A 26,222-nucleotide genomic window follows, 5' to 3' on the forward strand; every position below is an offset into this window, starting at 1 on the left:
ACCTTTAGATGCTTCGGAAGTTTATTTGCTGAAGTTTCAAAAATGACATTTTCATGAGCTTTTCTTTTTGGGAACACGATTCCTGGTTTTCTAATATTGATTTTACCATTGTTGGCAGCGGGATTACCGGCCTTACCTGCGCCCTGCAGTTAAAGACCCGCTACCCTGAAGCTAAGGTGGTAATTCTCGAACGGGGGCTCCTGCCCAATGGTGCCAGCACCAAAAATGCCGGGTTTGCCGCTTTTGGCAGCCTTAGCGAACTTCTTGACGATTTGCAGCAGCATTCCGAAGAAGAAATGCTCGAACTGGTAAGGCAAAGGCTAGAAGGCCTGGAATTACTCAAAAGAACCCTGAGCCCCGGCAGCATAGATTTGCAGGTTCACGGCGGGTATGAACTCTTTACAGCGGCAGAAGGGAATCTTTTTGACTCGTGCCTCTCAAAAATGGCAAAAATTAACAGCCTTTTATATCCCGTTTTTGGAGAGGATGTTTTCAGCGTTACCAGCAATACCTTCGGCTTTGCAAAAGTGGAAGACAGCCTTATCTACAATAAATTCGAAGGCCAGCTGGATACCGGGAAACTGATGAGCGCCTTGCTTCAGAAGGTGCAGGCGGCGGGTGTTAAGATCCTCAATTCGGTTACCGTAAATGCTTTTGCTGAAGTAGGCGATTCCGTAGAAATAGAAACCGAACATTTTAGCTTCTACACCGGTAAACTGCTTATTGCCACCAACGGTTTTGCCTCGCAACTGGGTATTCCCGAAGTAAAACCCGCCCGGGCACAGGTGTTGATCACAGAACCTATCCCAAACCTGCATCTAAAAGGAACTTTTCACCTTGAAAAGGGCTTTTACTACTTCCGGAATATTAACAACAGGATACTTTTGGGTGGCGGCAGGAACCTAAACCTGAAAGGGGAAGAAACCACCGAAATGGCATTGACGGCACTCGTACAGCAGCGGCTGGAAAGCCTGCTCAAAAATGTCATTTTACCCGACACTCCTTTTAAGATCGAAAGGAGGTGGAGCGGCATCATGGGAATGGGCGGGCAGAAGAAACCGGTGATCAAAAAGGTTTCCGATAATGTTTACTGCGGAGTGCGCTTAGGCGGAATGGGAATAGCAATTGGCAGCCTGGTAGGAAAAGAGCTGGCCGGTCTAATTGAATCACGATGAAAAGAGTCTTCAGGTTTATTGGAAAGCTTATTTTAGGGCTCATCCTCTTCAGCATATTCATGGTGCTGGTTTACAAGTGGGTGCCGGTTCCATTTACTCCACTAATGGCCATCAGGTATTTTGAACATCCCGATGAAAAGATCTCTCACGATTGGGTGCCTTCCGAAGAAATTTCAGATAACCTGAAGCTGGCGGTAATTGCGAGTGAAGATCAGAATTTTCCGAAGCATAACGGGTTCGACTATGAGGCAATTCAAAAGGCGATGGAGGAGAACAAGAAGGGCAAAAGAGTAAGAGGGGCCAGTACCATTTCGCAGCAAACCGCCAAAAATGTCTTTTTGTGGCAACAGCGCAGCTGGTTCAGGAAAGGCCTGGAAGTTTATTTTACCTTCTGGATCGAACTGCTGTGGAGTAAAGAGCGTATTCTTGAGGTGTACCTTAACAGCATAGAAATGGGAAAAGGCGTGTACGGGGCCGAAGCCGCAGCCCAATCCTGGTTTGGGAAAAGCGCAGAAAACCTTACGGCCTATGAAGCTGCTGCCATTGCGGCCGTACTCCCAAATCCGCGGGAATACAGGGCCAACCCTGCCAGTAATTACATCAGGGGAAGGCAAAGCTGGATTGTGAGGCAAATGAGGAACCTTGGCACCATAAATCTTTCGGAATGAATCTGCAGCTAAAAAGGCAACTTGTGGAGGCCTGTGAGGCTTATGTTGATGCAAAGCTCGGCAACGTGCAGCAGGTGATTCGCGAACTTGAGGCTGCCCTAAAACTGGAGACCAAATGCTCTATGGGCGACAAGTATGAAACTGAAAGAGCCATGCTGCACCTGGAATTTGAGAAAGTGGCAGGCCAGGCCGAAGGTTTTAAAAAACTCAAAAGAACCCTGAAAGATGTCCCCCTTCAAAATACCGGGCCTGTGGCTGGCTTTGGAAGTGTAGTGAAAACTACAGTGGCTAATTATTTTATTGCCATTCCTGCCGGCGAAATTAGTGCGGGCAATGAGAAATTTTATGCGGTGGGGGTAGGCGCACCTATAGCCCAAATTTTTACAGGAAAAGCGGCAGGAAGCAGGGTGAAATTCAACGGCAGGGAAATACAGATAGAAGAAGTTTTCTAAAGGGAAATCTCTGTATTTTGGAATGGCATAATTTCTACGGAAGAAATTCCCGCTTAGCCTGACCTTTTTTCAAGTAAACCCTGTTCGATATGTAAGCGAACAGATTTGCCTTTTTCCAGGCCTTCAGGATGTTCCACGAAAATGGATTTCCCTTGCATTTCAACTTCAGTAAGAAAAAAACTTCCTTTAAAAAACACATTTTTGACTACCGCCCGGTACTTACCATTACTGGATAAACGTATATCGTGTGGATAAAGAATTATTTTCTTTCGCGGGGGCTGGCCTTCGAAAAATAGGGAGGCCGGGAGCTCATTTACCTCCCCAAAAAGGGATGCGACATAAGCGTTTGGCGGATGGTTGTAAAGTTCTATGGGAGATCCCATGGCTGTGATCCTTCCGGCTTTCATCACGATGGTCTTATCGGCAAAAGAAAGGGCATCTGTGCTGTCGTGGGTGGCTACCAGTACGGTAGTGCCCGATGCTTTAAGGTGGCTGAAGAGATTTCGGCGCAGCTTGTTCTTCCTGAAATGATCAATATGGCTAAAGGGTTCATCGAGGAGTAATACTTCGGGGGATTGGCCAAAGTTCTTGCCAGTGCTACCCGCTGTTGTTGACCTCCACTCAGGAATTTTGCCTTTGTTTTTGCCAGTTCCTTTATTTCTACCAGGGCGAGAAGTTCATTTACGCGTTGTTGTTTTTTGCGGGGATAGGCGTTGGAGAGGTATTTTCCAACATTTTCGGCTACAGTAAGGGGCGGCATCAGGTCGAAATCCTGCGTGAGGTATTTCATGAAATCTTCACCGGGAACGAGGTTGAAGTTTGGCCCCAGCAGCTGCTTTTCTTTCCAGAAGATCTTTCCGTTTACATCATGAAGCCCGTAGAGAGACTGGAGCAGGGTACTCTTGCCGCAACCGCTGGCTCCAATGATTGATATATTTTCCCCTTTTTGGATGTTAAAGCTGAGGTTCTTTAACACCGGTTTGTCTCCATAAGCAAAAGAAAGGTTTTTGACCTTTAGCATCTTCTTTAGGTTAAGGCTGTAAAATTAAGGCTTTAATAATAAAAAGAGGCTGTCTCAAAGCCTTATTTCCGCTAAGCTGAACCTTGATAAGAACCTAGTGCCGGTTGTGATGAGCAGGCAGGTTCCTGGCAATAATTCAGAATAACTTTAAAGTGCTTTAAAACAGCCTCTTCTAAAAAGGTCTGTAAAAATGCTATTTTACAGGCTTAGGGAGTTTGTTGAATCCCATGTTGTAAAGGGTAAAGCCAAATATGTCGGCATACTGTTCAATGGTCTTGCTCACCGGCGTACCCGCACCGTGGCCTGCATTGGTTTCAATCCTTATTAAAACAGGATCGTCGCCTGCCTGTTTTTCCTGAAGCTCAGCCGCAAATTTGAAAGAGTGTGCCGGTACCACGCGGTCGTCATGGTCTCCGGTAGTCACTAAAGTAGCCGGGTATTCTTCTCCGCTCTTCACGTTGTGAACAGGAGAATATCCTTTCAGGTAATTGAACATGGCTTCACTGTCTTCGGCAGTACCATAGTCATACGCCCAGCCCGCACCAGCTGTAAAAGTGTGGTATCGCAGCATATCAAGCACACCCACTGCCGGCAGGGCAACTTTCATAAGGTCTGGCCGCTGGGTCATGGTAGCCCCTACTAAAAGTCCGCCGTTAGAGCCGCCGCGAATGGCCAGGTAATCCCTGGAAGTGTAGTTGTTTTCGATGAGGTATTTTGCAGCGGCAATAAAATCGTCAAAAACGTTTTGCTTCTGCATTTTAGTACCGGCATCGTGCCAGTCTTTCCCGTATTCCCCGCCTCCGCGCAGGTTGGGCACGGCATAGATTCCGCCCTGTTCCATCCACACGGCATTGGCAATACTAAAGGAAGGGGTGAGGCTTACATTGAACCCGCCGTAACCGTAAAGTATGGTTGGGTTCTTCCCGTTCATTTCGATCCCTTTTTTGTAGGTGATGATCATAGGCACTTTAGTGCCGTCTTTAGAGGTGTAGAAAACCTGCTCGCTGGTGTAGTTATCGGGGTTGAAGGCCACCTCGGGGCGGTTGTACAATTGTGATGTGCCGGTTTCTACATTGTACTTGTAGATGCTTCCGGGGGTTACGTAGTTAGTAAAGCTGTAGTAAAGGTCTTTTTCGTCTTTTTCCCCGCCAAAACCGCCGGCAGTTCCAATTCCGGGAAAATCAACTTCCCTTACCAGTTTTCCTTCATAATCGTACTGTTTTACGTTAGAAACCGCATCCTGCATATATTCGGCAAAAATATATCCACCTCCGGTTGACGGGCTTAGTACATTTTCGGTTTCAGGAATAAGGTCTTTCCAGTTTTCAGGCTGTGGATTTTCGGCATCTACGGTAACTATCTTCCTGTTTGGCGCATCAAGATTGGTCACTATGAACAGCTTGCTGCCGCGGTTGTCTATTACGTAACTTTCGTTGTCTTCGTGCCCAACAATCGTATCAATAGTAGGATGGTCTTCTTTGAGGTCTATCATGAACAGTTTGCCTCCCGAAGTTGAGGTTCTGGCCGAGATGAACAGGTAGCGGTTATCTTCTGAAACATTCCCGCCCACGTAACGGTGCTTTTGCTCGGGCGTGGCACCAAAGATCACTTTATCTTCACTTTGGGGCGTGCCCAGTTTGTGGTAGTAAAGCTTATGCTGGTCTGTTTTTGCTGAAAGTTCGCTTCCTTCAGGCTTGTCGTAGCTTGAGTAATAGAAGCCTTCATTGCCTTTCCATGACAGGCCGCTGAATTTTACATCAATAAGCGTGTCTTCTTTGATCTCACGGGTTTCGGCGTCCATAACGATGATCTTTCTCCAGTCGCTTCCACCTTCAGAAATACTGTAGGCAAGGGTCTTTCCGTCTTCAGAAAAACTCATTCCGGAGAGAGAAGTAGTTCCGTCTTCACTAAATTTATTCGGATCTAAAAATACTTCGGGCGTGGCATCTTCCGATTTTTTGCGGTAGATCACACTTTGATTCTGGAGTCCGTCGTTTTTGCTGAAGTAAATCCAGCCGCCTTCTTCACTTGGGGCACTTATTTTCTCGTAATTCCAGAGTTCGGTGAGCCTTTGTTTTAGTTCATCCCTGAAGGGGATCTGGTTGAGATAGTCAAAAGTGACTTCATTTTGGGCTTTTACCCAGGCTTCGGTCTCGGCGCTGCGGTCATCTTCGAGCCAGCGGTAAGGGTCTTTCACCTCGTTGCCAAAATAAGTGTCTACGGTATTACCTTTTCGGGTGGTGGGATATTCCAAAGCAGTAGATGGGGTTTGAGTGGTTGCCCCCGGGGCAGGTTCAGGTTGTTGTTGTGAACTTCCGCAGGAGATCAAAGCTCCGGCAGCCAGGGCAGTAATTAATATTCTGTTCATTTATCAGTAGTTTAAGAGGTCCTAAAATAGGTAATTTTCTCATTAAAAGATGTAAGAAAGGCTGCACAAGAAGTATGCAGCCTTTAAATTATGACTCTTCAAAAATGCCATTTTTGGCACCTCTTATTTTAAACGAGTTTATTATCTATCAGATATTCGGCGATTTGCACTGCATTGGTGGCAGCACCTTTTCGCAGGTTATCGGCCACGATCCACATGTTGAGCGAGTTGGGCTGGGAGAGGTCGCGCCTTATGCGGCCCACAAAAACATCGTCTTTACCTTCGGCATAAATTGGCATGGGGTAAGTGTTCACGTCGGTATTATCCTGCACGCTAACACCCGGAAATTCCTTAAGCAGGCATCGAACCTCGTTCACGTCAAAATCTTTGCTGAAAGTGATGTTTACCGACTCGCTGTGGCCGCCCACTACCGGGATCCTAATCGCGGTGGCAGTTACTTCTACCGCATTATCTTTTAAGATCTTTTTGGTCTCGTTGGTGAGTTTCATCTCTTCCTTGGTGTAGCCGTTTTCTTCAAAAACATCACACTGCGGAATGGCATTTCGGTGAATGGGGTATGGATATGCCATTTCGCCCTGCTCGCCCTTGTATTCATTTTCTAACTGCTGCACCGCTTTTACGCCGGTGCCGGTTATAGACTGGTACGTAGAAACCACCACACGGGTAATGCCGTACTCCTTGTGAAGAGGGGCAAGCGCCATCACCATTTGAATGGTTGAACAGTTGGGGTTGGCGATAATTTTATCTTCGGAAGTCAATTCTGAAGCATTGATCTCGGGCACGATAAGTTTCTTCTCCGGATGCATTCTCCATGCCGAAGAATTGTCTATCACGGTAGTGCCTGCTTCAGCGAATTTTGGCGCCCATTCGAGGGAAGTTTCACCGCCGGCCGAAAAAAGGGCAATATCTGGCCTTTGTGCCACAGCCTCTTCCAGGCCAATCACTTCGTACTCTTTGTTATTGAAGCTTATCTTGTTGCCTACAGATCTTTCTGAAGCTACCGGAAGTAGTTCGGTAACCGGAAAGTTCCTCTCTGCCAATACTTTTAACATTACCTGGCCCACCATCCCGGTAGCGCCTACAACTGCTATTTTCATGTTATATTGATTTAAAGACCTCCCAGGCTTCAGAAAGCTGTTAGGCTTCCATTCCCTGATCGTCTTGATATTTTATACAAATGTATTGTACTACATATAATAAAAAGAGTTGGCGCAAAGAAATTCTGCTGCAAATGACTTTTTATAACCACTTTGTACAGTTTGTTAAATATGAAGGGTTTTAGTAAAAAAAGACCCCCGGTTGTTCCGGGGGTTTAAGGTTGAGATATGTAGCGTAGCGGTTACTACGTGCTGTTATGCTGTTTTGTAGCACAAAGTTAATGCTTTTGTGCTCGTAATGTGATGCTTAGGTGTCAAAAATGACAGTTTTAGCTGTTCTTTTTCCTCAATTCATCCCTGATTTCGGTGAGCAGCTGTTCCTGGGAAGGGCCTTTAGGTTCGGTAACTTTTGGGGCTTCCTTCGCAGTCTTGGTTCTTTCATAAGCCCGTAACACCAGGAAGATAAAGAAAGCCACAATCACGAAATAAATAATGGCCTGAATGACATTTCCGTAGGTGAGCACGGCAGCTTCGGCTTCTTTTGCGGCGTCAAGGGTCTCGTACTCATTGCCGTCAAGCGAAATGAACTTTTGGGAGAAGTCTATTCCCCCGGTAATCACGCCAATAATTGGCATAATGATATCGGCCACCACAGAAGACACGATTTTGTTAAAAGCGCCTCCTACAACAACTGCTGTAGCCAGGGCGATAATGTCACCTTTCATTAGAAAAGCCTTGAAATCCTTAAAAAATGCCATTTTTCAGATGTTTTGAGTTAGTAGGCTAAATGTATGAATTAATCTGTAACAAGCACTCTTTTCACTCTTTGGGAGATACCGGTGATTAGTTCATAAGAAATGGTATTCCCCTTTGCCGCAAAATCGGTAGCATGCTGTGCTCCTCCAAAAACAATCACTTCGTCGCCTTCCTGGCAGTCAATTCCGGTTATATCGACCATAACCATGTCCATGCATACATTTCCTATAATTGGGGCGTAGCTGCCGTTGATGATCACCCCTGCGCGGCCATTGCCGTACTGCCTGTTGATCCCGTCGGCATGGCCAATGGGAAGTGTGGCCGTTTTTGTCCGTTTTTCGGCGATAAAGGCGCGGTTATAACCCAGGGACTGGCCTTTCTCCAGCTCATGGATTTGCGAAACTATGGTTTTAAGCGTTCCAATGGGCCTTAATTTTTCATCATTGGGCTCATCATTTCCGAAGCCGTAAAGCCCGATCCCCGATCGCACCATATCGAAATGGGCTTTGGGGTAGTTAATGATGCCCGAAGTATTGCAAATGTGCAGCATTGGCCTGTACCCCAGCTCATCGTAGAGTTTCACTGCAATTTTTCTGAAAGTGTGGATCTGCATGAGGGTAAATTCCCTTTCCTTCCAGTCTTCACTTGCTGCCAGGTGAGAGAAGAAAGATTTTGCTTTCACTGAAGTGCTGGCGCTTAGCAGGTTTTTCACTATACCGGTCTCTTTTTCTGAAAAGCCGAGCCGGTTTAAGCCGGTATTGAATTTAATATGCACGGGATAAGCTTCCTGGTTCTTGCCTTCAGCTGTTTTGATGAACTCCTTCAGTACAAATTCGCTGTAAAGGCTGGGCTCCAGGCAGTGCTCTATAATCTCTTCAAAATTTAGGGACTGCGGGTGCAGTACCAAAATTGGGGTTTCAATTCCTGCCTCCCTTAACGCAATACCTTCCGAAGTATAAGCAACCGCAAAATAGTCGGCGCCCAGCTCCACGAGTTTATGGGCTATGCCGGCTACGTCACTTCCGTAGCCAAAAGCCTTGACCACGGCCATGAACTTCACATCTTCATCGAGTTTTGACCTAATGTATGTATAGTTGTGCGCTAAGGCATCGAGGTTGATTTCAAGTACGGTCTCCCTGGCTTTCGGCATGTTCACTTCTTTTGGTGTCTTTTAGTTCTTCGGGTTCTGTAACCTCGAAATTTTTTAGTTTTTCCCTTAAGCGGGCTTTGTAAAAGGCTCCGCGGCTCAAAGGTTCATATTCTTCGGTCTCTCCCAGCATTACCAGGTCTTCGTTTGAAGTTTTGCGGTAGCTGTACTGGGCGAGGTTCCCGGTGCGGGTACAAACGGCGTGTACTTTGGTCACATATTCGGCAGTGGCCATTAGGTTGGGCATGGGCCCGAAGGGATTGCCTTTAAAATCCATATCCAGCCCGGCAACGATTACCCTAACGCCCCTGTTTGCAAGGTCATTGCATACAGAGACGATTTCTTCGTCAAAGAACTGGGCTTCATCTATACCCACCACATCGCAGTCATCGGCCAGCAGGCGTATGTTGGCTGCGGCAGGAACAGGTGTAGACCTTATTTCGTTAGAGTCGTGCGACACCACCATCTCTTCATTGTAGCGGGTGTCTATGGCCGGCTTAAAGATCTCGACCTTTTGTTTGGCAAATTTGGCGCGTTTGAGCCGGCGAATAAGCTCTTCGGTCTTCCCAGAGAACATCGAACCGCATATAACTTCAATCCACCCAAATTGCTCTTTATGATTTACTGTATTTTCGAGAAACATTTTGTATTTTTCAAGACCAAAAAGCGGACTTCGCTTTTGATAAAGGTGACACAAATTTATTAAAAATACAACCGTAGTCGGGTTGCAAGAATGAAAGTTATGAAAAAGCAATTGAAAGAGGAATTAGTAGCTTTGGCCGAAAAAGTTGCTCTTTTAAAAGATCAGGAACAGGTCGCTACCGGGGAATTGAAAGAGCTGGCCAGGAGATTATACGAAAAGCTTACCGTCTATAATTTTACTGAATCAAATTTATACACTGCTTCTGAGATCAGAGAGCAGGAAGCTGTGAAAACTGCTCAAAAAGTGGAAGCCCCGCAAGAAAAAGAACAGCCTGTAAAAGTTTCCGAAGAAAAAAAGCAGCCTGTAGCAGTGAAGCAGGACGAAGAGGCTCCCGAACCCGATGAATACAACCCCACCGGGCTCGAATACAACGATTCTGAAGAGATCACCGAGCCCAACACCGAAAAAATAAAGGATATTGTAGCACAAATGCCACCTGAAACCCAGCAGATAGACGATCTTTTTGCACATATTGAACCTCGCGACTACAAGAAGAACGATATGAACGATATTGGAGGGGTGCATTATGACAACCTGCCGCAGTTTGAACCTGTGAACAGGGCAGGCTCTGCCCAGGAAAAGCCCAGGTCTCTCAACGACAGGCTTAAAAAAGGGATCAATATTGGCCTTAACGACAGAATGGCCTTTGTAAAGCACCTTTTTGACGGAAGTACTTCAGATTACAACAGGGTGTTGTCCCAGCTTTCCACCATTAGAACTAAAGAAGAAGCTTTCAACTTTGTCGCCAACATGGTAAAACCCGATTATAATAACTGGGAAGGCAAGGAAGACTATGAAAGCAGGTTCCTGGCTATAGTTGAAAAGAACTTCGAGTAAGGCTCTATGGCAAAACTCTATCTTGTGCCCACGCCTATAGGCAATCTTGAAGATATTACTTTTCGCGCCGTCAGGGTTCTGAAAGAAGTAGACCTAATCTTAGCTGAAGATACCCGCAACAGCGGAAAACTGCTTAAACACTTCGAGATCAATACTCCCATGCAGAGCCACCACATGCACAATGAACACAAAACTGTGGAAAATGTGGTGCGGCAAATTCAGAATGGAAAAACCGTGGCATTAATAAGCGACGCCGGAACCCCGGCAATTAGCGACCCCGGATTTTTATTGACCCGCGCCTGTGTTGAAGCCGGGCTTGAAGTAGATTGCCTGCCCGGTGCAACTGCTTTTGTTCCGGCATTGGTAAATAGCGGTCTTCCAAATGATAAATTTGTTTTTGAAGGTTTTCTGCCGGTAAAAAAAGGAAGGCAGACCCGCCTGGAATTCCTGGCGCAGGAAACCCGTACCATAATATTATATGAATCGCCGCACAAGCTCCTCAAAACGCTTAGCCAGATAAAGGAGTATTTTGGGGAAGACCGGCAGGTTTCAGTTTCCCGCGAAATTACCAAGCTACACGAGGAAACTGTGAGAGGAACAGCAGCTCAGGTTCTTGCGCACTATGAAGAAAAACCTCCAAAAGGGGAGATTGTGGTGGTGGTTGCAGGGAATAAATAGCTATTCTGTAACCTCGATATCGAGCGTGATGATTGTTTCAGAAAAAACCTCTGCTCCGTTAGATTCAGCTCTTTTGATCTTTACTACTTCGGTCCCGGTAAATCCGCTTTCTGGAGCATAGACATAGAAGATGCCTTGCTCGCGGTGCTTAATTTCACTCAGAACTGCATGTGCTGCCTGTTCTGAAATACTGAAACCGCCTTCAGTGGGTATTGCTTTTGAAAGCAGGTGCTCAAGAGTATCGGCTTTTGAAATGGAAATCGTTTCTTCAGGTGCTTCTGTTTCTACTGAAGTTTTATTTTTGCAGGCAAGGAAAATCAGGGAAATGGCGAATAAAATGATCTTTTTCATGGAGTGTGATTTTTAATTCAATTAATAAAGAAATAAATAATTGCTTGAATAAATCTTTACAAAAGATGAATTTCGGCGTCAGATTTTCCTTCAAGTTCTCGATGAGGTCGGTTTGTAGGACGTAAATTATAAAGAACAATCAGTATTTTTGAAAAAAAATCTATGCGCTGGACCCTCAAACCCAAACCCGATCCCAAAACCGTAGCACATCTTGTAGAAGTCCTGGGCGTGGAGGAGCCTATCGCTTCTTTACTGGCTCAGCGCGGTATAGAAACATTCGAGGAGGCCAAAAAATTCTTTCGTCCCAGTCTTGAAGACCTTCATGACCCGTATTTAATGAAAGACATGGAAGCGGCGGTAAAGCGTATTGAGCTCGCCCTTCAAAAAGGGGAAAATATCATGGTCTTTGGAGACTATGATGTAGACGGTACTACCAGTGTGGCACTGGTTTCTTCTTACCTCAAAAGCATCTATCCCAATATTGCAACTTACATTCCAGACAGGTATGAAGAAGGATACGGAGTGTCTTATAAAGGGATAGACTTTGCGGCCGATAATGACATTAGCCTTATCATTGCCCTTGACTGCGGGATTAAAGCCATTGAAAAAGTGGCTTATGCCGCCGGGAAAGGGATCGATTTTATTATTTGTGACCATCACAGGCCGGGGGCAACGATACCTAACGCGGTAGCCGTGCTCGACCCAAAAAGAGAAGATTGTGAGTATCCCTACAAAGAGCTCTGCGGGTGTGGTGTGGGTTTTAAGCTGTTACAAGCGCTAAATGAAAAGCGGGGAGAGCCTTTTGAGCTGCTTATCCCATACCTTGACCTGGTGGCCACGGCTATTGGGGCCGATATAGTTCCGGTGACCGGAGAGAACAGGATTTTGGCTTACCACGGCCTGCAGGTGATAAACCTTGCACCGCGCCCCGGGATAAAAGCCATTCTTGCCCAGGTCAAAAAAGAGCAGCTCACGCTTACAGATGTTGTATTTATAGTGGCGCCGCGCATCAATGCGGCCGGAAGAATGAAGCACGGGTTGCACGCCGTAAACCTTTTAACTGAAGAAGACCCCGAAAAAGCAAAAGAATTTGCTGCGGAAATTGAAGCCTACAACACAAGCCGCCGCGATACCGATAAGGTCATTACCGAAGAAGCACTTGCCCAGATTAATGAACTAAGGGAGCAGGATCGCAAAACTACGGTAGTGTACCGGGAGAACTGGCATAAAGGGGTGATTGGAATTGTGGCGTCAAGGCTTACCGAAACCTACTATAGGCCTACCCTGGTCTTTACCCGTAGCGGAGAGAAACTTGCGGCATCGGCACGGTCTGTAAGTGGCTTTGATGTCTACGACGCTCTCGAAGGCTGCAGCGAATTCATTGAGCAGTTTGGCGGGCATAAATATGCGGCGGGTCTAACCCTGCTTTCCCACCAGTATGATAATTTCAAGCGAAAATTTGAAGAGGTGGTTTCGGCTACAATAGATCCGCGCCTGCTAACGCCCGAGATCCAGATCGATGCCGAAATAGACTTAAGCGATATTACGGCTAAATTCCACAGGATCCTCAAGCAGTTTGCCCCTTTTGGCCCCGGGAATATGTCGCCTGTATTTATGACTAAAAATTTGCGCGATACCGGCTATGCGCGTTGCGTGGGGGGTGAAGACAAGCACCTGAAAGCCCGCTTTTTTCAAAAAGGGAATGACCGAAGCTTTGACGCCATAGGTTTTGATTTGGGCAGGAAGTGTGAGCTGGTGAGTGAGGGCAAAAAAGTGAAAGCTGCCTTTTGTATAGACGAAAATGAATTTCAGGGCAATGTGACGCTGCAGTTGAGACTAAAAGATTTAGAGGTAAATTAACCCCTCTTCTGTTAATATTGTTGCTGAATTCTTACAGCCTGTATTCTTCATTTGCTGTTCAACAATTTTCCATGTACTTGATCTAAAAAAGTTTTTGATAATGAGATGTTTAGCTACTTTAGAAGAGCCATAACATAAGTAGGTTAAGTTCATGGTAGATTTGGGGCAAAAAAAGGTGGAGTCATCCACCTTTTTTTATGCGTGAAATTCAGCAAAAAAAGAAGCTGCCTTAAAAGCCCTTTTTCGAAAGTCCGGAGTTTAGGTTCTTTTAAGTTCTTAGGTCTGAAAAGAATCCGGAAGTACGCTTTAGGTTTTAAGACAGCCTGTCTTCTTAAAATCTGTGTTCGATCTTAATTATTTATGTTGTGCATATCGCTTGGACACTTCTTCCCAGTTGATCACATTGAAGAATGCTTCAATATAAGCAGGACGCTGGTTTTGATACTTCAGGTAGTATGCATGCTCCCACACATCCATTCCAAGGATTGGGTATCCGCCGCAACCAACTCCCGGCATTAAAGGGTTGTCCTGGTTTGGAGTAGAGCACACTTCCAGTTTTCCGCCTTCTTTTACACAAAGCCAGGCCCAACCAGATCCAAACTGGGTAGCACCGGCTTTAGAGAACTCATCTTTAAAAGCTTCAAACGATCCAAAGTCCCTGTCTATTGCAGAGGCCAGATCTCCCTGAGGCTTTCCACCGCCATCAGGTCCCATAATTTCCCAGAAAAGGTTGTGGTTGAAATAACCACCGCCATTGTTGCGCACAGCCTTATCTTCCATGTCGAGGTTGTTCAGAATATTCTCGATATTCTTGCCTTCCATATCTGTGCCTTTAATGGCATCATTTAATTTGCTGGTATATCCTGCGTGGTGTTTATCGTGGTGGATCTCCATTGTTTTTGCGTCAATGTGAGGCTCCAATGCGTCTACTGCATATTTTAATTTTGGTAACTCGAAAGCCATAGTTAAATCTTTTTTACATTATTAATTAGGTCAACTTCAAATTTAGAGATAAACCTTTTTAATAGGAATTATAAAATGTTATAAAATCCTTAAAGATGTGGCTTTTTAGGAAACTTAATTAGATATACCGAAAAATTATCCCATTTCTTCGGCATATTTTCTTGCTAATGAACAGCTAAGAGGAGGTCATTTTAAACAGCATTTCTTACATTAGTGGAAAAAATTTGAAGGACGCTAATATCTTCAGGATTTATGATGCTTCGGCCGGGTCTGGCAAGACCTATACCCTTGTAAAACAGTATCTTTTGCTCCTGCTTTCTTCGCCCCGCGTAGACAGTTATAAAAACATTCTTGCCATAACTTTCACCAATAAAGCTGTGGGGGAAATGAAATCGCGCATTGTTGAGAGCCTGCATGGGCTGGCAAACCCCAGCCGCAATTCAAAAGAAAATGATTTGCTCATGGCACTTTCTGAAAGTTCGGGAATGCCGGCAGAGCGTATTCAGAAGAAAAGCAGTGATATCCTGAAGCATATTATCCATAATTATGCAGCGTTTGAAGTTTCTACCATAGACGGGTTTACCCACAGGGTTTTGAGAACTTTTGCCAAAGACCTCGGGCTGCCCCTTAATTTTGAAGTTGAACTTAGAACCGACGAAGTAATTGGGGAGGCCGTAGACAGGCTCATTAGCAAAGCCGGTAAAGACAAGGCCCTCACCCGCATTTTAGTGAATTTTGTGCTCTCCAGGACCGATGATGACAAGAGCTGGGACATAGCCCGTGACCTTTTTGCCATTGGCCGTTTACTCACCCAGGAAACCAGCAGCAAATTCCTGGAGATCCTAAAGACAAAAAAACCTGAAGATTTTGAAGATCTCAAAAAGAAGATAACACAGGAACAGAAAAAACTGGAAAATGCAGTTGTTGAGACAGCGAATTATTTTTTCGGCTTGCTTGATGAAAACGATCTTGACAACGGCTGCTTCAGTGGTGGTTATTGCCCTAAGTTTTTCCTGAAGCTTCAAAAAGGGGATTTTAACGTGAACTTTTCCGCAGGCTGGCAAAGGGACCTGGCAGAAAAAGCCCTTTATCCTTCCAGACTTGATACCGCAAAAAAGCAGGTGCTCGATAAGCTTCAGCCGCAAATTATAGAGCTGTACAAGCAGGCAAAATTACTCCTCACCCGCATACAATTTCTGGAAGCGGTAGAGAAGAACCTCGTGCCGCTGTCGCTTTTAAATGCCATACAGGCACAAATTGAAGAGATAAAAGCTGAAAATTCGCTGGTGTTGATTTCAGAATTCAATGCCACCATCAGTAAGGCGGTGAAAGATCAGCCCGCGCCTTTTATCTATGAAAGGCTGGGAGACCGCTACCGGCATTATTTTGTTGATGAATTTCAGGATACCTCCCAGTTACAGTGGGAAAATTTGATCCCGCTTGTAGACAATACACTTTCTATTGAACACCCGGCCGGCGAATTTGGTTCCCTTACGCTGGTGGGAGACGCAAAACAGTCTATTTACAGGTGGCGTGGCGGTAAAGCCGAACAATTCATGGAGCTGTGCCAAAAGCGGCATCCGTTTAGCGTTGAAGAGCTCGAAATGCTGGTGTTGCCAAACAACTACCGCAGCGCGAGAACAGTAGTGGAGTTCAATAATGATTTTTTTAAGTACACTTCCGGATTTTTTCTGCATGAAACGCATAAAAACCTGTTTCTGAACAGCGGGCAGGGGGTGGTGAGCTCAAAAGAGGGTTATGTGAACATATCTTTTATTGAAGCCGAAAATGCTTCCGAAGAAATGGAGGCCTACCCCGTAAGAGTACTCGAAATTATTGAGGAAGTGCAGGAAAACGGCAGGCGGCTTTCAGATATTTGCATCCTCACCCGAACGCGACGGGAGAGCATAGCCGTTGCCAATTACCTGAGTGAACATGCCGTGCCGGTGATTTCTGCGGAAAGCCTGCTCATCAACAGGTCGCCAAAAATCAGGTTTATAACTGCCATTTTACAGTATTGCCTTGACCCGGGCGACAAGTCGCTGAAATTTGAGATCCTCGATTATCTTTTGTCTGAAAACATTGAGGTAGAAAATGACTTCCAGTTTCTGGAAGAGCATTTAAAGCCTGAAGGAGAGGAGTTTTTTAAAGCCCTGGAAAAAAACGGGATCAGTTTTTCACCCGTGGCAGCCACGGCAATGTCGGTTTATGAGGCAGTTGAATATATCATCAGGGCTTTTTCACTGGAAGCAGTTTCTGATGCTTACCTGCAGTTCTACCTCGATTTTGTGTATGAGGTTTCCAGTTCTGAAGGCGTGGGTTTTTTCAGCTTTTTGGAACAGTGGGAGCGAAAAAAAGACGAATTGAGCATAGTGGTGCCACAGGGGGAGAATGCCGTGCAAATAATGACCATTCACAAGGCAAAAGGCCTTGAATTTCCTGTGGTTATTTATCCTTTTGCCAATACCCAGATTAACGATACTGCCAGGGAACATTTTTGGATAGAACTGCCCGAAAACCTCAATAACAACGTAGAGATCGCTTACCTGCGCGCGGCCGACAAGATGAAGGAATGGGAAGGGGAAGCTCCTCAGATCTATCATGAGTTGAGTTGTAACAGTCAGCTTGACGCGCTCAACGTTTTGTATGTGGCCATGACGCGGCCCGAACAGCAGTTGTATGTCATTTCAAAGATGGACCTCGATAAAAAAGGCAATGAGAATACCAACCGCATTTCAGGTTTGTTGATCTCTTACCTGCGCTCTACAGGAAAATGGGATGATGGCCACGTATACCACTTCGGAAACCCGCATGAAATTATTTCCGAAGAAAGAAAACCGGCAAACAGCTTTGAGCAGGAAAGTTTCTTTTCTTCCCCAACCCAGGGCAATGGGATTTCCATCATCACGCGCTCGGGGCTTATGTGGAATACTAGGCAACAGCAGGCCATTGAAAAAGGTCAGCTTATCCACGATCTTTTTGCAAAAATAGATACCGAAGCAGATGTGGAGCAGGTGCTTGAAAATGGCAAAAATGACGGACTTTTTGCTTCCGAAGAAAAAGAAGAACTCAAAAGGTCTATTCTGGAAGTCACCGGCCACGGGGAGTTAAAAAAGTATTTCGCACAGGGGGTCGTGAATTTTAACGAGCGGGAAATCATTTCTGAAGACGGAGCTATTTTGAGGCCCGACAGGCTGATTTTTTCAGGTCAAAAAGTAAGCGTCATTGACTACAAAACAGGTGCGGCAGATCCAAAACATAAAGCGCAGATTTCAGAATATGCTCATATTCTGGAAAAAATGGATTTTGAGATCGAAAAGAAGATCCTGGTATATATAAACGACCAGATTGAAGTAACTTTTGTGTAAAAGAATGTAATTTTGTAAAAAACCAGTCAGTATGTACGGAAAAATGAAAGAATACCTTGAAAAGGAAATAAAAAATATCAAGGAAGAAGGGCTTTACAAAAAGGAAAGGATCATTACATCTCCACAGGGCGCAGAGATTACGCTTGAAGGTGGGAAAAAGGTCCTTAATTTTTGTGCTAACAATTACCTTGGGCTGTCTTCACATCCTGAAGTGATACAGGCGGCGAAAGACGCTATGGATTCCCATGGCTTCGGAATGTCGAGTGTAAGGTTTATATGCGGTACTCAGGATATCCATAAAGATCTGGAGCGCAAGATTGCCGATTTCTACGGAATGGATGACACCATTCTTTATGCTGCTGCATTTGACGCGAACGGCGGCGTTTTTGAGCCACTTTTGACTGCTGAAGACGCCATAATTTCTGATTCCCTCAACCACGCCTCCATTATTGATGGGGTGCGGCTGTGTAAGGCGGCACGCTACCGTTATGAAAACGGGAATATGGAAGACCTTGAAGAACAGCTTAAGGCGGCTAATGAAAAAGGGGCCCGTTTTAAAATTATCGTTACCGATGGGGTCTTTTCTATGGATGGGCTTGTGGCACCCCTTGATGAGATCTGCGACCTTGCCGACAAGTATGATGCTTTGGTGATGATAGATGAATGCCATGCAACAGGATTTATAGGCCAGGATGGGATTGGAACTCTTGAAGAAAAAGGAGTATTGGGCCGTATTGATATTATTACCGGAACCCTGGGGAAAGCCCTTGGCGGTGCGATGGGCGGTTATACCGTGGCCAAAAAAGAGATCATAGAGATCTTGCGTCAAAGGTCAAGGCCATACCTTTTCTCCAATTCACTGGCCCCGGCTATAGTGGGAGCTTCAATCAAGGTTTTTGAGATGTTGGCTAAAGACGATTCGCTTAGAAACAAGGTGAAGGAGAACACCAAATACTTTAAACAAGGTATAAAGGATGCCGGATTTGAAATTATTGACGGGAAAGCTGCTATAGTGCCGGTGATGCTTTATGATGCCAAGCTTTCGCAAAAAATGGCCGACAGGCTTCTGGAGGAAGGTATCTATGTAATTGGGTTCTTCTATCCTGTAGTGCCAAAAGGAAAAGCGCGAATAAGGGTCCAGCTATCGGCTGCCCACACCCGTGAACATTTAGATAAAGCTATTGCCGCCTTTAAAAAGGTGGGCAAAGAGCTTGACGTGATCAGGTAAATTAAAATAAAAAGCTGTTTCTTTGCGGAAGCAGCTTTTTTACTGTCTTTATAGCCTCTTCATTCTTTGAAGATTATACCTCTCAAAAAGGCCTTTTTGGAGGCGTGATCTACCTGCTGATGCAACTTAAAATTTTGTTAAAATTTTGATGTTTTCTCAAAATTATTGTGTCCAAAATCTTTTCTGACTGCCCCGAATGCCAGTGTTATTAAGAAAACTTTATTATATTGGGCTTTGTTAATAGTGAATATCGGTCTACTTTTGTTTCTGCTAACTAATTAAAATTAAACTCTGCAATATGAAACATCTAAACAGATTATTATTGGCTTCATTATGCATCCTGAGCTTTAGCACCATGCAGGCACAGGATGACAATAATCCCTGGGCTATTGGAATAGGAATAAACGCAGTGGATTTTTACCCTACAGGTGAAGACGCACCTCTAGGTGGTTATTTTGACGAATTCTTCAACACCGGAGACCACTGGAACGTACTTGCGGGTATTTCCCGAATTTCTGTTGCCCGTAACATTGGCGCAGGATTCTATTTTGAAGCAGCTGGTTCGGTTAACCAGATTGGTAAATATGGAGATGAAGGATGGGATGACCTTATGTACTACGGTCTTGATGGTACTTTTAACTACAGCTTTCGCAATGATGCCAACGCAGGTTGGTTAGATCCTATCGTGGGAGTTGGTGGGGGTTACACCTGGATAGACGAAGAAGGTTTCGCCACTCTTGATGGTACTGTGGGTTTCAACTTCTGGTTCACAGATAACCTTGCCCTTTCAATCCAGACTATCTACAAGCATGGATTTGATGACGATATGAACTCACACTTCCAGCATGCAGCAGGGATCAAATTTGCCTTTGGAGGCCAGGATACTGACGGAGATGGTATCTACGACAAAGATGACGAGTGCCCTGAAGTAGCCGGATTGGAACAGTTTAACGGGTGTCCCGATTCTGACGGTGACGGAATTCAGGATAGCATGGACGAATGTCCAAACGAAGCAGGTCTTGCACAATTTAATGGTTGCCCAGATACCGATGGTGACGGGGTAGCCGATCCTCAGGATGAATGTCCTACTGTAGCAGGTCTTGCTGCCATGAACGGATGTCCAGATGCCGACGGGGATGGAGTTAAAGACAGTGAGGATGAATGTCCTAACGAAGCAGGTCCGGCAGAGAACAATGGTTGCCCATGGGAAGATATGGACAATGACGGTGTGCTTGACAAAGATGACGAATGTCCTGAAGTAGCAGGAACTGCTGCAAACAACGGATGTCCTGAACCAACTGTAGAAGTTATCGAAGAATTGAATGAATATTCAAGAACTATTCTTTTTGATCTTGATAAAGCTACAATCAGATCTGAATCTGAAGAAACCCTTCAGGCTATCGCAGATATCATGATGGAGTATCCTAACACAGTTTTCCATATTGGAGGACATACAGACAGCACCGGTAGTGAATCTTACAACGAGAAACTATCAAGAGAAAGAGCACAGTCTGTAGAGACTTTCCTTGAAAACGCTGGTATTCCTTCTAACAGATTGACTTCTGAAGGATATGGAGAATCTCAGCCAATCGCTTCTAACAGCACTGCTAAAGGAAGACAGGAAAACAGAAGGGTAGAGATATCTTTAGATAAAGAAAAAGAGATGAGAGATAATCAGGGAGGAATGTAACCTGGCTTTCATTAAATTTATTTAGAAAACGCCCCGGTTTGACCGGGGCGTTTTTTATTTTTAAGGCATGATATCATTTATTGAACAGGTTCTTCAGGAATTATTGTCCCGAAACACTAACATCTCTGAAACCACCTTTATCCTGCCCAGTAAACGGGCAGGTGCCAGCCTGGTAAACCGGCTTTCAAAGCTTAGCTCAAAGCCTATGTTTGCTCCCAGGGTATTGAGTATAGAAGACTTTTCCGAAGAAATAGCCGGCCTTAAATCTATTGATAATATTACGGCGCTTTTTGAGTTTTACTCGGCTTACCTGGCCTGTACCCCAAAAGAACAAAGTGAAGGCTTTGAGACATTCTCTGCCTGGGCGCAAACGCTGCTGTACGATTTCAATGAAATTGACCGCTACCTCATAGATTACAAATCTTTTTTTGGTTACCTGGGCGATATCCAGGAAATGAACCACTGGTACCTTCAGGAAGAGCGCACGCCGCTTATGGAGAACTACCTGCTCTTCTGGAATAAAATTCCGGAGTATTATGAAGCCCTGCAGCAGCAACTTGAAAAAAAGCAGCTGGCTTACCAGGGAATGGTCTACAGGCGGGCTTCTGAAAAAATTTCTGAATATGCCGGCAAGCTAACAGGGCCTTTTGTGTTCATAGGTTTTAATGCGCTAAATACTGCGGAACAAAATATTCTTCAGTTCCTGCTGGAAGCGGGTAAAGCTGAAGTTTTCTGGGATATAGATGAAGTCTTTCTCAAAGATGAACAGCACGACGTATCTCTTTTTCTTCGGAATTACCTTAAAACCTGGCCGTACTTCCGGGACAATAAACCTCAATTAGTTTCCCGTTCCTACAGCGAGGCCAAGAACATCAGGATGATTGGGGTTCCCAAAAATATTGGACAGGCAAAATACGTGGGGGAGCTGTTGTCAAAATTGTCTCCCGAAGCACTAAAGGAGACCGCGGTGGTGCTTGGGGATGAAAGCTTGTTGCTGCCGGTGTTAAATTCCCTGCCGCCCAATGTAGACGAGGTGAACATCACCATGGGTTTTGCCCTGCAAAATGCCCCCATTGCGTTCCTGTTCGAGCACCTGTTGAAGGTACACAGCCTACAGGGCGACGGCACCCACTATTACAAAGATCTTATGCTGGTGCTAAGCCATCCGCTGGTACAGCAGGTAACAGGTGGTTTTTCCCGGCGTTTGCTCGAAACTATCCGCAAAGAGAACCTGGTGTACATTAAGGAAGCAGATTTGTTCAAAGCTGTTCCTGACGAATTTAAACCGCTGTTTAAGGCTTGTTTCGGAGACTGGAAGAATGACCCCCAAATCGCATTGCAAAACCTTCAGGAGCTTATTATGCTCTTTAAAAACAGGCTGGATCATGACCGCGATAAGATTACCCTTGAATTCCTCTACCAGTTGCATTTGTTGCTCAACCAGATAAACAATCTGGTTTCAGAATATCCCTACATAAATTCTGTGAAGATCCTGTTTTCTGTTTATAAGGATTTCCTGTCTTCAAAGACAGTAGATTTCCGCGGAAAACCTTTTTCAGGATTACAGCTTATGGGAATGCTGGAGTCGCGGGTGCTGGATTTCAAAAATGTCATTCTCACCTCGGTCAATGAGGGCGTGCTTCCGGCTGGGAAAAGCAGTAATTCCTTCATTCCTTTTGACCTTAAATGCGCTTACAAACTGCCTACTTACAAAGAAAAAGATGCGGTGTATACCTACCACTTCTACCATTTGTTACAGCGTGCCAGCCAGGTTCATTTGCTGTACAATACTGAAAGCGACGGACTCAATGCGGGTGAAAAAAGCCGTTTTTTACTGCAGCTTGAAATGGAAGCCCAAAAGAACCATCACATCGAGAACTTCAGCATTAGCCCTGTAGTTCCACCTGTGGCCTCACAGCTTAAGACAATACATAAATCTGCCGGGGTCATTGAAAAACTTAAAGCAAGGGCGGCAGAAGGCTTTTCGCCCTCGGCGCTCACCACTTATATCAGGAATCCGCTTGACTTTTACAGGCAGTACGTACTGGAGATCAGGGAGCGGGAAGAGGTGGAAGAGACTGTTGCCTATAACACGCTGGGAACCGTGGTCCACGATACTTTAGAGACTTTTTACAGGGAGCTGCTGGGCGAGGATGTAAGTGTTGAAAAACTGGAAAATGCCCTGGAAAAAAGCAACGCCGAAATTGAAAAGCAGTTTAGGGAACACTACACCAAAGCCCCGCTCAACAGCGGACAAAACCTGCTTATTTTTGAAGTCGCCCGCCGCTATGTGCGCAACTTTTTAAGGTCTGAAATAGATCTTTTAAAACAGGGGAATTCCCTAAAGATCCTGAAGATAGAAGAGAAACTGAAGGTGCAGATCCCTATTGAAGAGCTCGATTTTCCCGTATTTTTAAAAGGAACTGTAGATCGTGTTGATGAATTCAACGGCAGGATGCGCATCATAGATTACAAGACCGGAAAGGTTGAGCAGAATAAGGTGGAGGTTGTAGACTGGGACGAGATTAGTTTAGATTACGACAAGTACAGCAAACCGTTCCAGATCCTCACTTATGCGCTCATGATGCATGTAGATTCGGCACTGCCACAAGACCTGGAGGCCGGGATCATTTCCTTCAAAAACCTGAAAGTCGGGTTCCTGCAGTTCTGCAAAAAGGACAAAAAAGGATATGGCGCCAAAAAAGACACTAACATAACTTCGGAGACTCTGGATGAATTTAAAATTCAGCTTAAAAACCTTATTTTAGAGATTTGTGATCCCGAAGTTCCCTTCGTGGAAAAAGAAATAAAACAAAATTCATGGTAGTAAAAGAGCAGAAGAATATAAGCCTTCCGGGCCTTCACGGGCGGCCAATCCCAACCGATGTATTTTCTTCGGAAGAAGAAGGGCGCAAACCGGTAGTCTTGTTCTGTCACGGTTATAAAGGCTTCAAAGACTGGGGCGCCTGGAATTTGATGGCAGCCGAATTCGCCCGAAACGGGTTCCTCTTTGTGAAATTCAACTTTGCCTTCAACGGCGGCACCCTTGAAAACCCTATAGATTTTCCCGATCTTGATGCGTTTGGGGAGAATACTTATACCAAAGAACTCGATGATCTAAAAGTCTTAATTGACTGGATAAGCAGCGAAAATTTCCCGTTTGCCAACCAGGCCGACCTTTCCCGTCTCACTTTAATGGGGCACTCCCGGGGCGGAGGTATTGCGGTGGTTAAAGCTGCGGAAGATACCCGTATCCAAAAGCTCATTTCACTTGCGGCAGTAAGTGATTTTGAAGACAGGTTCCCCAAAGGCGAAGAACTGGAGGCCTGGAGGCAAAAAGGAATCTCTTATATAGAAAATTCCCGCACCAAGCAGAAAATGCCGCACCTGTTCGATTTTTATGAAGACTTCAAGCAAAATGAAGAGCGGCTGAATATTGCCAGATCGGCTCAAAAATTAGATATTCCTTTTCTAATTGTTCACGGCACCAATGATCCTACGGTGGCTGTAGATAATGCGCATCAACTGCATGAATGGGCTTCAAAATCAGATTTGTTTCTGCTTGAAGGCAGCGATCATGTCTTTGAAGCTTCGCATCCGTGGGAGCGGGAAGATTTGCCGCCAGCCATGAAGAAGATCATAGAAAAAGCAACCGGGTTCATTAAAAAATAAGCTTCCAAAAATGGCATTTTTGGGAAGTATTTCGACAGCTTTTTAGTGATCGTTTTTGAGATTTAACAGCAGACCTCCCAGGTTTCAAAAATCTGGAAGGCCTTTATACGTAAGCAGTTAAAAATACCCGGAAACAAAAAAACCACCGCAAAACGGTGGTTTTTTGTGGAGAATATCGGAGTCGAACCGATGACCTTTTGGCTGCCAGCCAAACGCTCTAGCCAGCTGAGCTAATCCCCCATTGATGAGGGCAAATTTATAAAATATATTCCAATGTTTAAAGCCTTTATTTCTTTCTATAAAATTATTTTTGTCAAAAAGCCTTTTTTAGATGATCAAACCCGCCAAAATAGAAGATCTCCCAAAGATAAAGAACCTTACTGAAGCCTGTGCCCTGGCCATGCAGAAAAGAGGGATCCTGCAATGGAATGAATTCTACCCTTCTTTAGAAAGGCTCAAAAATGACATTTTACAGGGGGAAATGTACCTGCTTGAAGAGGAAGGAAATATTGAGGGGATCATTGTTTTAACGCCGGCCATAGATGAAGAATACATTCCTGTAGAATGGCTTACGCCAAACGGGAACAACCTTTACGTGCACCGCCTGGCAACGAAGCCCGAAAAGTGGGGCAGCGGGCATGGGCGTAGGCTTATGGATTTTGCTGAAGATTTTGCCAAAAAACAGCATTGCGTTTCAGTAAGGCTGGATACCTTCAGTGAAAATAAACGCAACCAAAAATTCTATGAAGCCCGGGGCTACAAAAGGCTGGGGAACATTTATTTTCCGAAGCAAAGCGAATCCCCTTTCTACTGCTATGAAAAGATACTGGGCTCATGGCGGTAGTGAACTTTAAAAATATCAATAGGCTGGCTATTCCGGCAATCATCGCGGGAATAGCTGAACCGCTCATCTCCCTGACCGATATTGCCATTATTGGGAATGTGGACAAAGACCCGGTTGAGGCTCTCGCGGCAGCAGGAATTGTAGGTTCATTTCTTTCGGCCATCATCTGGATCGTGGCGCAGACCAAAACTGCTATTTCGGCTTTGGTGTCACAGCATTTTGGCGCCCGCCGCATTCACGCGGTAAAAACCCTGGTACCGCAGGCTATCTTCTTCAATTTTTTGCTCAGCCTGTTGATCTATGCCGTGACGGCATATTTTGCCGCGGCCATCTTTAGTGCCTATAATGCCGAAGGAAAGGTGCTCAACTACGCTGCCGATTACTATCAGATCCGCGCTATGGGCTACCCGCTTACCCTGGTGACTTTCGCCCTTTTCGGGGTTTTTAGGGGGCTTCAAAATACCTTATGGGCCATGAAGTGCAGCCTCACGGGGGCGCTTGTAAATGTGGGGCTTGATTTTGCGCTCGTCTACGGAATTAAAGGCTGGATTCCTGCCATGCACCTCACAGGCGCCGCTTATGCCAGTGTGATCGCGCAATTGATCATGCTAGTCATGGCACTGTATTTTTTCTTTAAAAAAACGCCATTCCACCAGGGCCTAAGCCGCACCATAAATCCGCAGATGAAAGCCCTGCTTTTAATGAGCGGAAACCTTTTTGTGCGTACCGCCGCCCTGAATTTCGCCATTTACCTGGCAAACGCCTATGCGACAGATTACGGCAAGAATTATATTGCTGCGCAGAGTATCCTCATGAACATCTGGCTCTTTTTCAGCTTCTTTATTGATGGCTATGCAAATGCCGGAAATGCCATGGGCGGCCGGCTCCTGGGGGCAAGGGATTACAATGGCTTATGGCAGTTGAGCAAAAAGATCAGCAAATATTCTGTGATCATCGCTGTTTTTTTAATCGGGATTTGTGCGCTGTTCTATGAAGAAATAGGCTTGATCTTCAGTAAAGAAGCGCCGGTGCTGCTGCTGTTCACTTCGGTTTTCTGGATGGTGCTGTTCATGCAACCCATTAATGCCATCGCTTTTATGTTCGACGGGATCTTTAAAGGGCTGGGGGAAGCAAAATATCTTCGGAATGTGTTGCTGGCGGCCACCTTTCTCGGGTTCACCCCGGCATTGCTCCTCGGCGATTACTTCGGATTAAAACTCCACGCCATCTGGATCGCCTTCTTTGTATGGATGCTCATTAGAAGCAGTGCACTGGTGATAAAATTCCGCAGGAAATATCTGTACAAAGAAACCTAGAAGTACA

The 26,222-nt window shown here is 45.2% G+C and carries 20 protein-coding genes, 1 tRNA gene and 1 pseudogene; 13 read left to right on the forward strand and 9 right to left on the reverse strand.

Features of this window, described 5'->3' with window-relative positions:
* Positions 1–53 precede the first annotated feature (53 nt).
* The 3 genes from JRG66_RS07805 to JRG66_RS07815 are packed head-to-tail and all read left to right on the forward strand — an operon-like array spanning position 54 to position 2,295.
* Entirely contained in the window at positions 54–1,175 is a 1,122-nt protein-coding gene (locus tag JRG66_RS07805) for an NAD(P)/FAD-dependent oxidoreductase (RefSeq protein ID WP_265162207.1), read from the forward strand.
* The gene (mtgA, locus tag JRG66_RS07810) at positions 1,172–1,843 is read left to right on the forward strand and encodes a monofunctional biosynthetic peptidoglycan transglycosylase (RefSeq protein WP_265162208.1); all 672 of its coding nucleotides are present in this window, start codon (positions 1,172–1,174) and stop codon (positions 1,841–1,843) included. The genes JRG66_RS07805 and mtgA overlap by 4 nt, the downstream gene beginning before the upstream one ends.
* Positions 1,840–2,295, forward strand: a complete 456-nt coding sequence (locus tag JRG66_RS07815; protein ID WP_265162209.1) for a transcription elongation factor — start codon at positions 1,840–1,842, stop codon at positions 2,293–2,295. Before mtgA ends, JRG66_RS07815 begins: the two co-directional genes overlap by 4 nt.
* Positions 2,296–2,348: 53 nt before the next feature.
* Here JRG66_RS07815 and JRG66_RS07820 read toward each other — a convergent pair.
* The 6 genes and pseudogenes from JRG66_RS07820 to JRG66_RS07845 form a co-directional block, all read right to left on the reverse strand.
* A pseudogene (locus JRG66_RS07820) lies at positions 2,349–3,316 on the reverse strand (ABC transporter ATP-binding protein).
* 193 nt (positions 3,317–3,509) lie between these two features.
* Entirely contained in the window at positions 3,510–5,684 is a 2,175-nt protein-coding gene (locus JRG66_RS07825; RefSeq protein ID WP_265162210.1) for a prolyl oligopeptidase family serine peptidase, read from the reverse strand.
* A gap of 128 nt (positions 5,685–5,812) precedes the next feature.
* Positions 5,813–6,802 carry an aspartate-semialdehyde dehydrogenase gene (locus JRG66_RS07830; protein ID WP_265162211.1) on the reverse strand — a complete coding sequence of 330 codons (990 nt, stop codon included), beginning with the start codon at positions 6,800–6,802 and terminating at the stop codon, positions 5,813–5,815.
* 329 nt (positions 6,803–7,131) lie between these two features.
* Positions 7,132–7,560 carry a large conductance mechanosensitive channel protein MscL gene (gene mscL / locus JRG66_RS07835; protein ID WP_265162212.1) on the reverse strand — a complete coding sequence of 143 codons (429 nt, stop codon included), beginning with the start codon at positions 7,558–7,560 and terminating at the stop codon, positions 7,132–7,134.
* A 38-nt stretch (positions 7,561–7,598) separates the two neighbouring features.
* A complete protein-coding gene (alr, locus tag JRG66_RS07840) occupies positions 7,599–8,708 on the reverse strand; it encodes an alanine racemase (protein ID WP_265162213.1) in 1,110 nt (369 codons plus the stop codon).
* Positions 8,680–9,348, reverse strand: coding sequence for a thymidine kinase (locus JRG66_RS07845; protein ID WP_265162214.1), 669 nt, complete (start codon positions 9,346–9,348; stop codon positions 8,680–8,682). The genes alr and JRG66_RS07845 overlap by 29 nt, the downstream gene beginning before the upstream one ends.
* Before the next feature lie 99 nt (positions 9,349–9,447).
* Here JRG66_RS07845 and JRG66_RS07850 point away from each other — a divergent pair, with 99 nt between their 5' ends.
* Positions 9,448–10,245, forward strand: coding sequence for a DUF8457 domain-containing protein (locus JRG66_RS07850; RefSeq protein ID WP_265162215.1), 798 nt, complete (start codon positions 9,448–9,450; stop codon positions 10,243–10,245).
* Positions 10,246–10,251: 6 nt separating this feature from the next.
* On the forward strand, positions 10,252–10,923 hold the full coding sequence (gene rsmI, locus JRG66_RS07855) for a 16S rRNA (cytidine(1402)-2'-O)-methyltransferase (RefSeq protein ID WP_265162216.1): 672 nt from the start codon (positions 10,252–10,254) through the stop codon (positions 10,921–10,923).
* Here rsmI and JRG66_RS07860 read toward each other — a convergent pair whose 3' ends face one another.
* The gene (locus tag JRG66_RS07860; RefSeq protein ID WP_265162217.1) at positions 10,924–11,274 is read right to left on the reverse strand and encodes a hypothetical protein; all 351 of its coding nucleotides are present in this window, start codon (positions 11,272–11,274) and stop codon (positions 10,924–10,926) included. It lies immediately after the preceding gene.
* Between the two features lie 162 nt (positions 11,275–11,436).
* Between JRG66_RS07860 and recJ the strand changes: the two genes are divergently transcribed.
* Positions 11,437–13,134: a single-stranded-DNA-specific exonuclease RecJ gene (recJ, locus tag JRG66_RS07865; protein WP_265162218.1), complete on the forward strand. Its 1,698-nt coding sequence runs from the start codon at positions 11,437–11,439 to the stop codon at positions 13,132–13,134.
* Positions 13,135–13,488: 354 nt separating this feature from the next.
* Here the strand turns inward: recJ and JRG66_RS07870 are convergent, their stop codons facing one another.
* Positions 13,489–14,097: a superoxide dismutase gene (locus JRG66_RS07870; RefSeq protein WP_265162219.1), complete on the reverse strand. Its 609-nt coding sequence runs from the start codon at positions 14,095–14,097 to the stop codon at positions 13,489–13,491.
* 224 nt (positions 14,098–14,321) lie between these two features.
* Between JRG66_RS07870 and JRG66_RS07875 the strand changes: the two genes are divergently transcribed.
* The 5 genes from JRG66_RS07875 to JRG66_RS07895 all read left to right on the forward strand — a co-directional run bounded on the left by JRG66_RS07875 (position 14,322) and on the right by JRG66_RS07895 (position 24,055).
* On the forward strand, positions 14,322–17,465 hold the full coding sequence (locus JRG66_RS07875) for a UvrD-helicase domain-containing protein (RefSeq protein ID WP_265162220.1): 3,144 nt from the start codon (positions 14,322–14,324) through the stop codon (positions 17,463–17,465).
* 31 nt (positions 17,466–17,496) lie between these two features.
* Entirely contained in the window at positions 17,497–18,693 is a 1,197-nt protein-coding gene (gene kbl / locus JRG66_RS07880) for a glycine C-acetyltransferase (RefSeq protein ID WP_265162221.1), read from the forward strand.
* Between the two features lie 298 nt (positions 18,694–18,991).
* A complete protein-coding gene (locus tag JRG66_RS07885; protein WP_265162222.1) occupies positions 18,992–20,383 on the forward strand; it encodes an OmpA family protein in 1,392 nt (463 codons plus the stop codon).
* 67 nt (positions 20,384–20,450) lie between these two features.
* Entirely contained in the window at positions 20,451–23,210 is a 2,760-nt protein-coding gene (locus JRG66_RS07890) for a PD-(D/E)XK nuclease family protein (RefSeq protein WP_265162223.1), read from the forward strand.
* Positions 23,204–24,055: an alpha/beta hydrolase family protein gene (locus JRG66_RS07895; protein ID WP_265162224.1), complete on the forward strand. Its 852-nt coding sequence runs from the start codon at positions 23,204–23,206 to the stop codon at positions 24,053–24,055. The genes JRG66_RS07890 and JRG66_RS07895 overlap by 7 nt, the downstream gene beginning before the upstream one ends.
* Before the next feature lie 166 nt (positions 24,056–24,221).
* Here JRG66_RS07895 and JRG66_RS07900 read toward each other — a convergent pair.
* Positions 24,222–24,295: transfer RNA gene (locus JRG66_RS07900), tRNA-Ala, on the reverse strand.
* Positions 24,296–24,386: 91 nt separating this feature from the next.
* Between JRG66_RS07900 and JRG66_RS07905 the strand changes: the two genes are divergently transcribed.
* Positions 24,387–24,899 (forward strand): GNAT family N-acetyltransferase, encoded by a 513-nt coding sequence (locus JRG66_RS07905; protein ID WP_265162225.1) that lies wholly within the window; start codon positions 24,387–24,389, stop codon positions 24,897–24,899.
* The gene (locus JRG66_RS07910; RefSeq protein WP_265162226.1) at positions 24,890–26,215 is read left to right on the forward strand and encodes an MATE family efflux transporter; all 1,326 of its coding nucleotides are present in this window, start codon (positions 24,890–24,892) and stop codon (positions 26,213–26,215) included. Before JRG66_RS07905 ends, JRG66_RS07910 begins: the two co-directional genes overlap by 10 nt.
* The last annotated feature ends 7 nt before the right edge of the window (positions 26,216–26,222 follow it).

This window comes from Salinimicrobium tongyeongense, from assembly GCF_026109735.1.
Lineage (GTDB): Bacteria > Bacteroidota > Bacteroidia > Flavobacteriales > Flavobacteriaceae > Salinimicrobium > Salinimicrobium tongyeongense.

What these genes read in the sequence shown, in the direction of transcription:
- JRG66_RS07805 (WP_265162207.1), top strand. Translation starts at nt 54, where the DNA reads ATGAGCTTTTCTTTTTGGGAACACGATTCCTGGTTTTCTAATATTGAT.
- mtgA (WP_265162208.1), top strand. Translation starts at nt 1,172, where the DNA reads ATGAAAAGAGTCTTCAGGTTTATTGGAAAGCTTATTTTAGGGCTCATC.
- JRG66_RS07815 (WP_265162209.1), top strand. Translation starts at nt 1,840, where the DNA reads ATGAATCTGCAGCTAAAAAGGCAACTTGTGGAGGCCTGTGAGGCTTAT.
- JRG66_RS07825 (WP_265162210.1), bottom strand. Translation starts at nt 5,684, where the DNA reads ATGAACAGAATATTAATTACTGCCCTGGCTGCCGGAGCTTTGATCTCC.
- JRG66_RS07830 (WP_265162211.1), bottom strand. Translation starts at nt 6,802, where the DNA reads ATGAAAATAGCAGTTGTAGGCGCTACCGGGATGGTGGGCCAGGTAATG.
- mscL (WP_265162212.1), bottom strand. Translation starts at nt 7,560, where the DNA reads ATGGCATTTTTTAAGGATTTCAAGGCTTTTCTAATGAAAGGTGACATT.
- alr (WP_265162213.1), bottom strand. Translation starts at nt 8,708, where the DNA reads ATGCCGAAAGCCAGGGAGACCGTACTTGAAATCAACCTCGATGCCTTA.
- JRG66_RS07845 (WP_265162214.1), bottom strand. Translation starts at nt 9,348, where the DNA reads ATGTTTCTCGAAAATACAGTAAATCATAAAGAGCAATTTGGGTGGATT.
- JRG66_RS07850 (WP_265162215.1), top strand. Translation starts at nt 9,448, where the DNA reads ATGAAAAAGCAATTGAAAGAGGAATTAGTAGCTTTGGCCGAAAAAGTT.
- rsmI (WP_265162216.1), top strand. Translation starts at nt 10,252, where the DNA reads ATGGCAAAACTCTATCTTGTGCCCACGCCTATAGGCAATCTTGAAGAT.
- JRG66_RS07860 (WP_265162217.1), bottom strand. Translation starts at nt 11,274, where the DNA reads ATGAAAAAGATCATTTTATTCGCCATTTCCCTGATTTTCCTTGCCTGC.
- recJ (WP_265162218.1), top strand. Translation starts at nt 11,437, where the DNA reads ATGCGCTGGACCCTCAAACCCAAACCCGATCCCAAAACCGTAGCACAT.
- JRG66_RS07870 (WP_265162219.1), bottom strand. Translation starts at nt 14,097, where the DNA reads ATGGCTTTCGAGTTACCAAAATTAAAATATGCAGTAGACGCATTGGAG.
- kbl (WP_265162221.1), top strand. Translation starts at nt 17,497, where the DNA reads ATGTACGGAAAAATGAAAGAATACCTTGAAAAGGAAATAAAAAATATC.
- JRG66_RS07885 (WP_265162222.1), top strand. Translation starts at nt 18,992, where the DNA reads ATGAAACATCTAAACAGATTATTATTGGCTTCATTATGCATCCTGAGC.
- JRG66_RS07890 (WP_265162223.1), top strand. Translation starts at nt 20,451, where the DNA reads ATGATATCATTTATTGAACAGGTTCTTCAGGAATTATTGTCCCGAAAC.
- JRG66_RS07895 (WP_265162224.1), top strand. Translation starts at nt 23,204, where the DNA reads ATGGTAGTAAAAGAGCAGAAGAATATAAGCCTTCCGGGCCTTCACGGG.
- JRG66_RS07905 (WP_265162225.1), top strand. Translation starts at nt 24,387, where the DNA reads ATGATCAAACCCGCCAAAATAGAAGATCTCCCAAAGATAAAGAACCTT.
- JRG66_RS07910 (WP_265162226.1), top strand. Translation starts at nt 24,890, where the DNA reads ATGGCGGTAGTGAACTTTAAAAATATCAATAGGCTGGCTATTCCGGCA.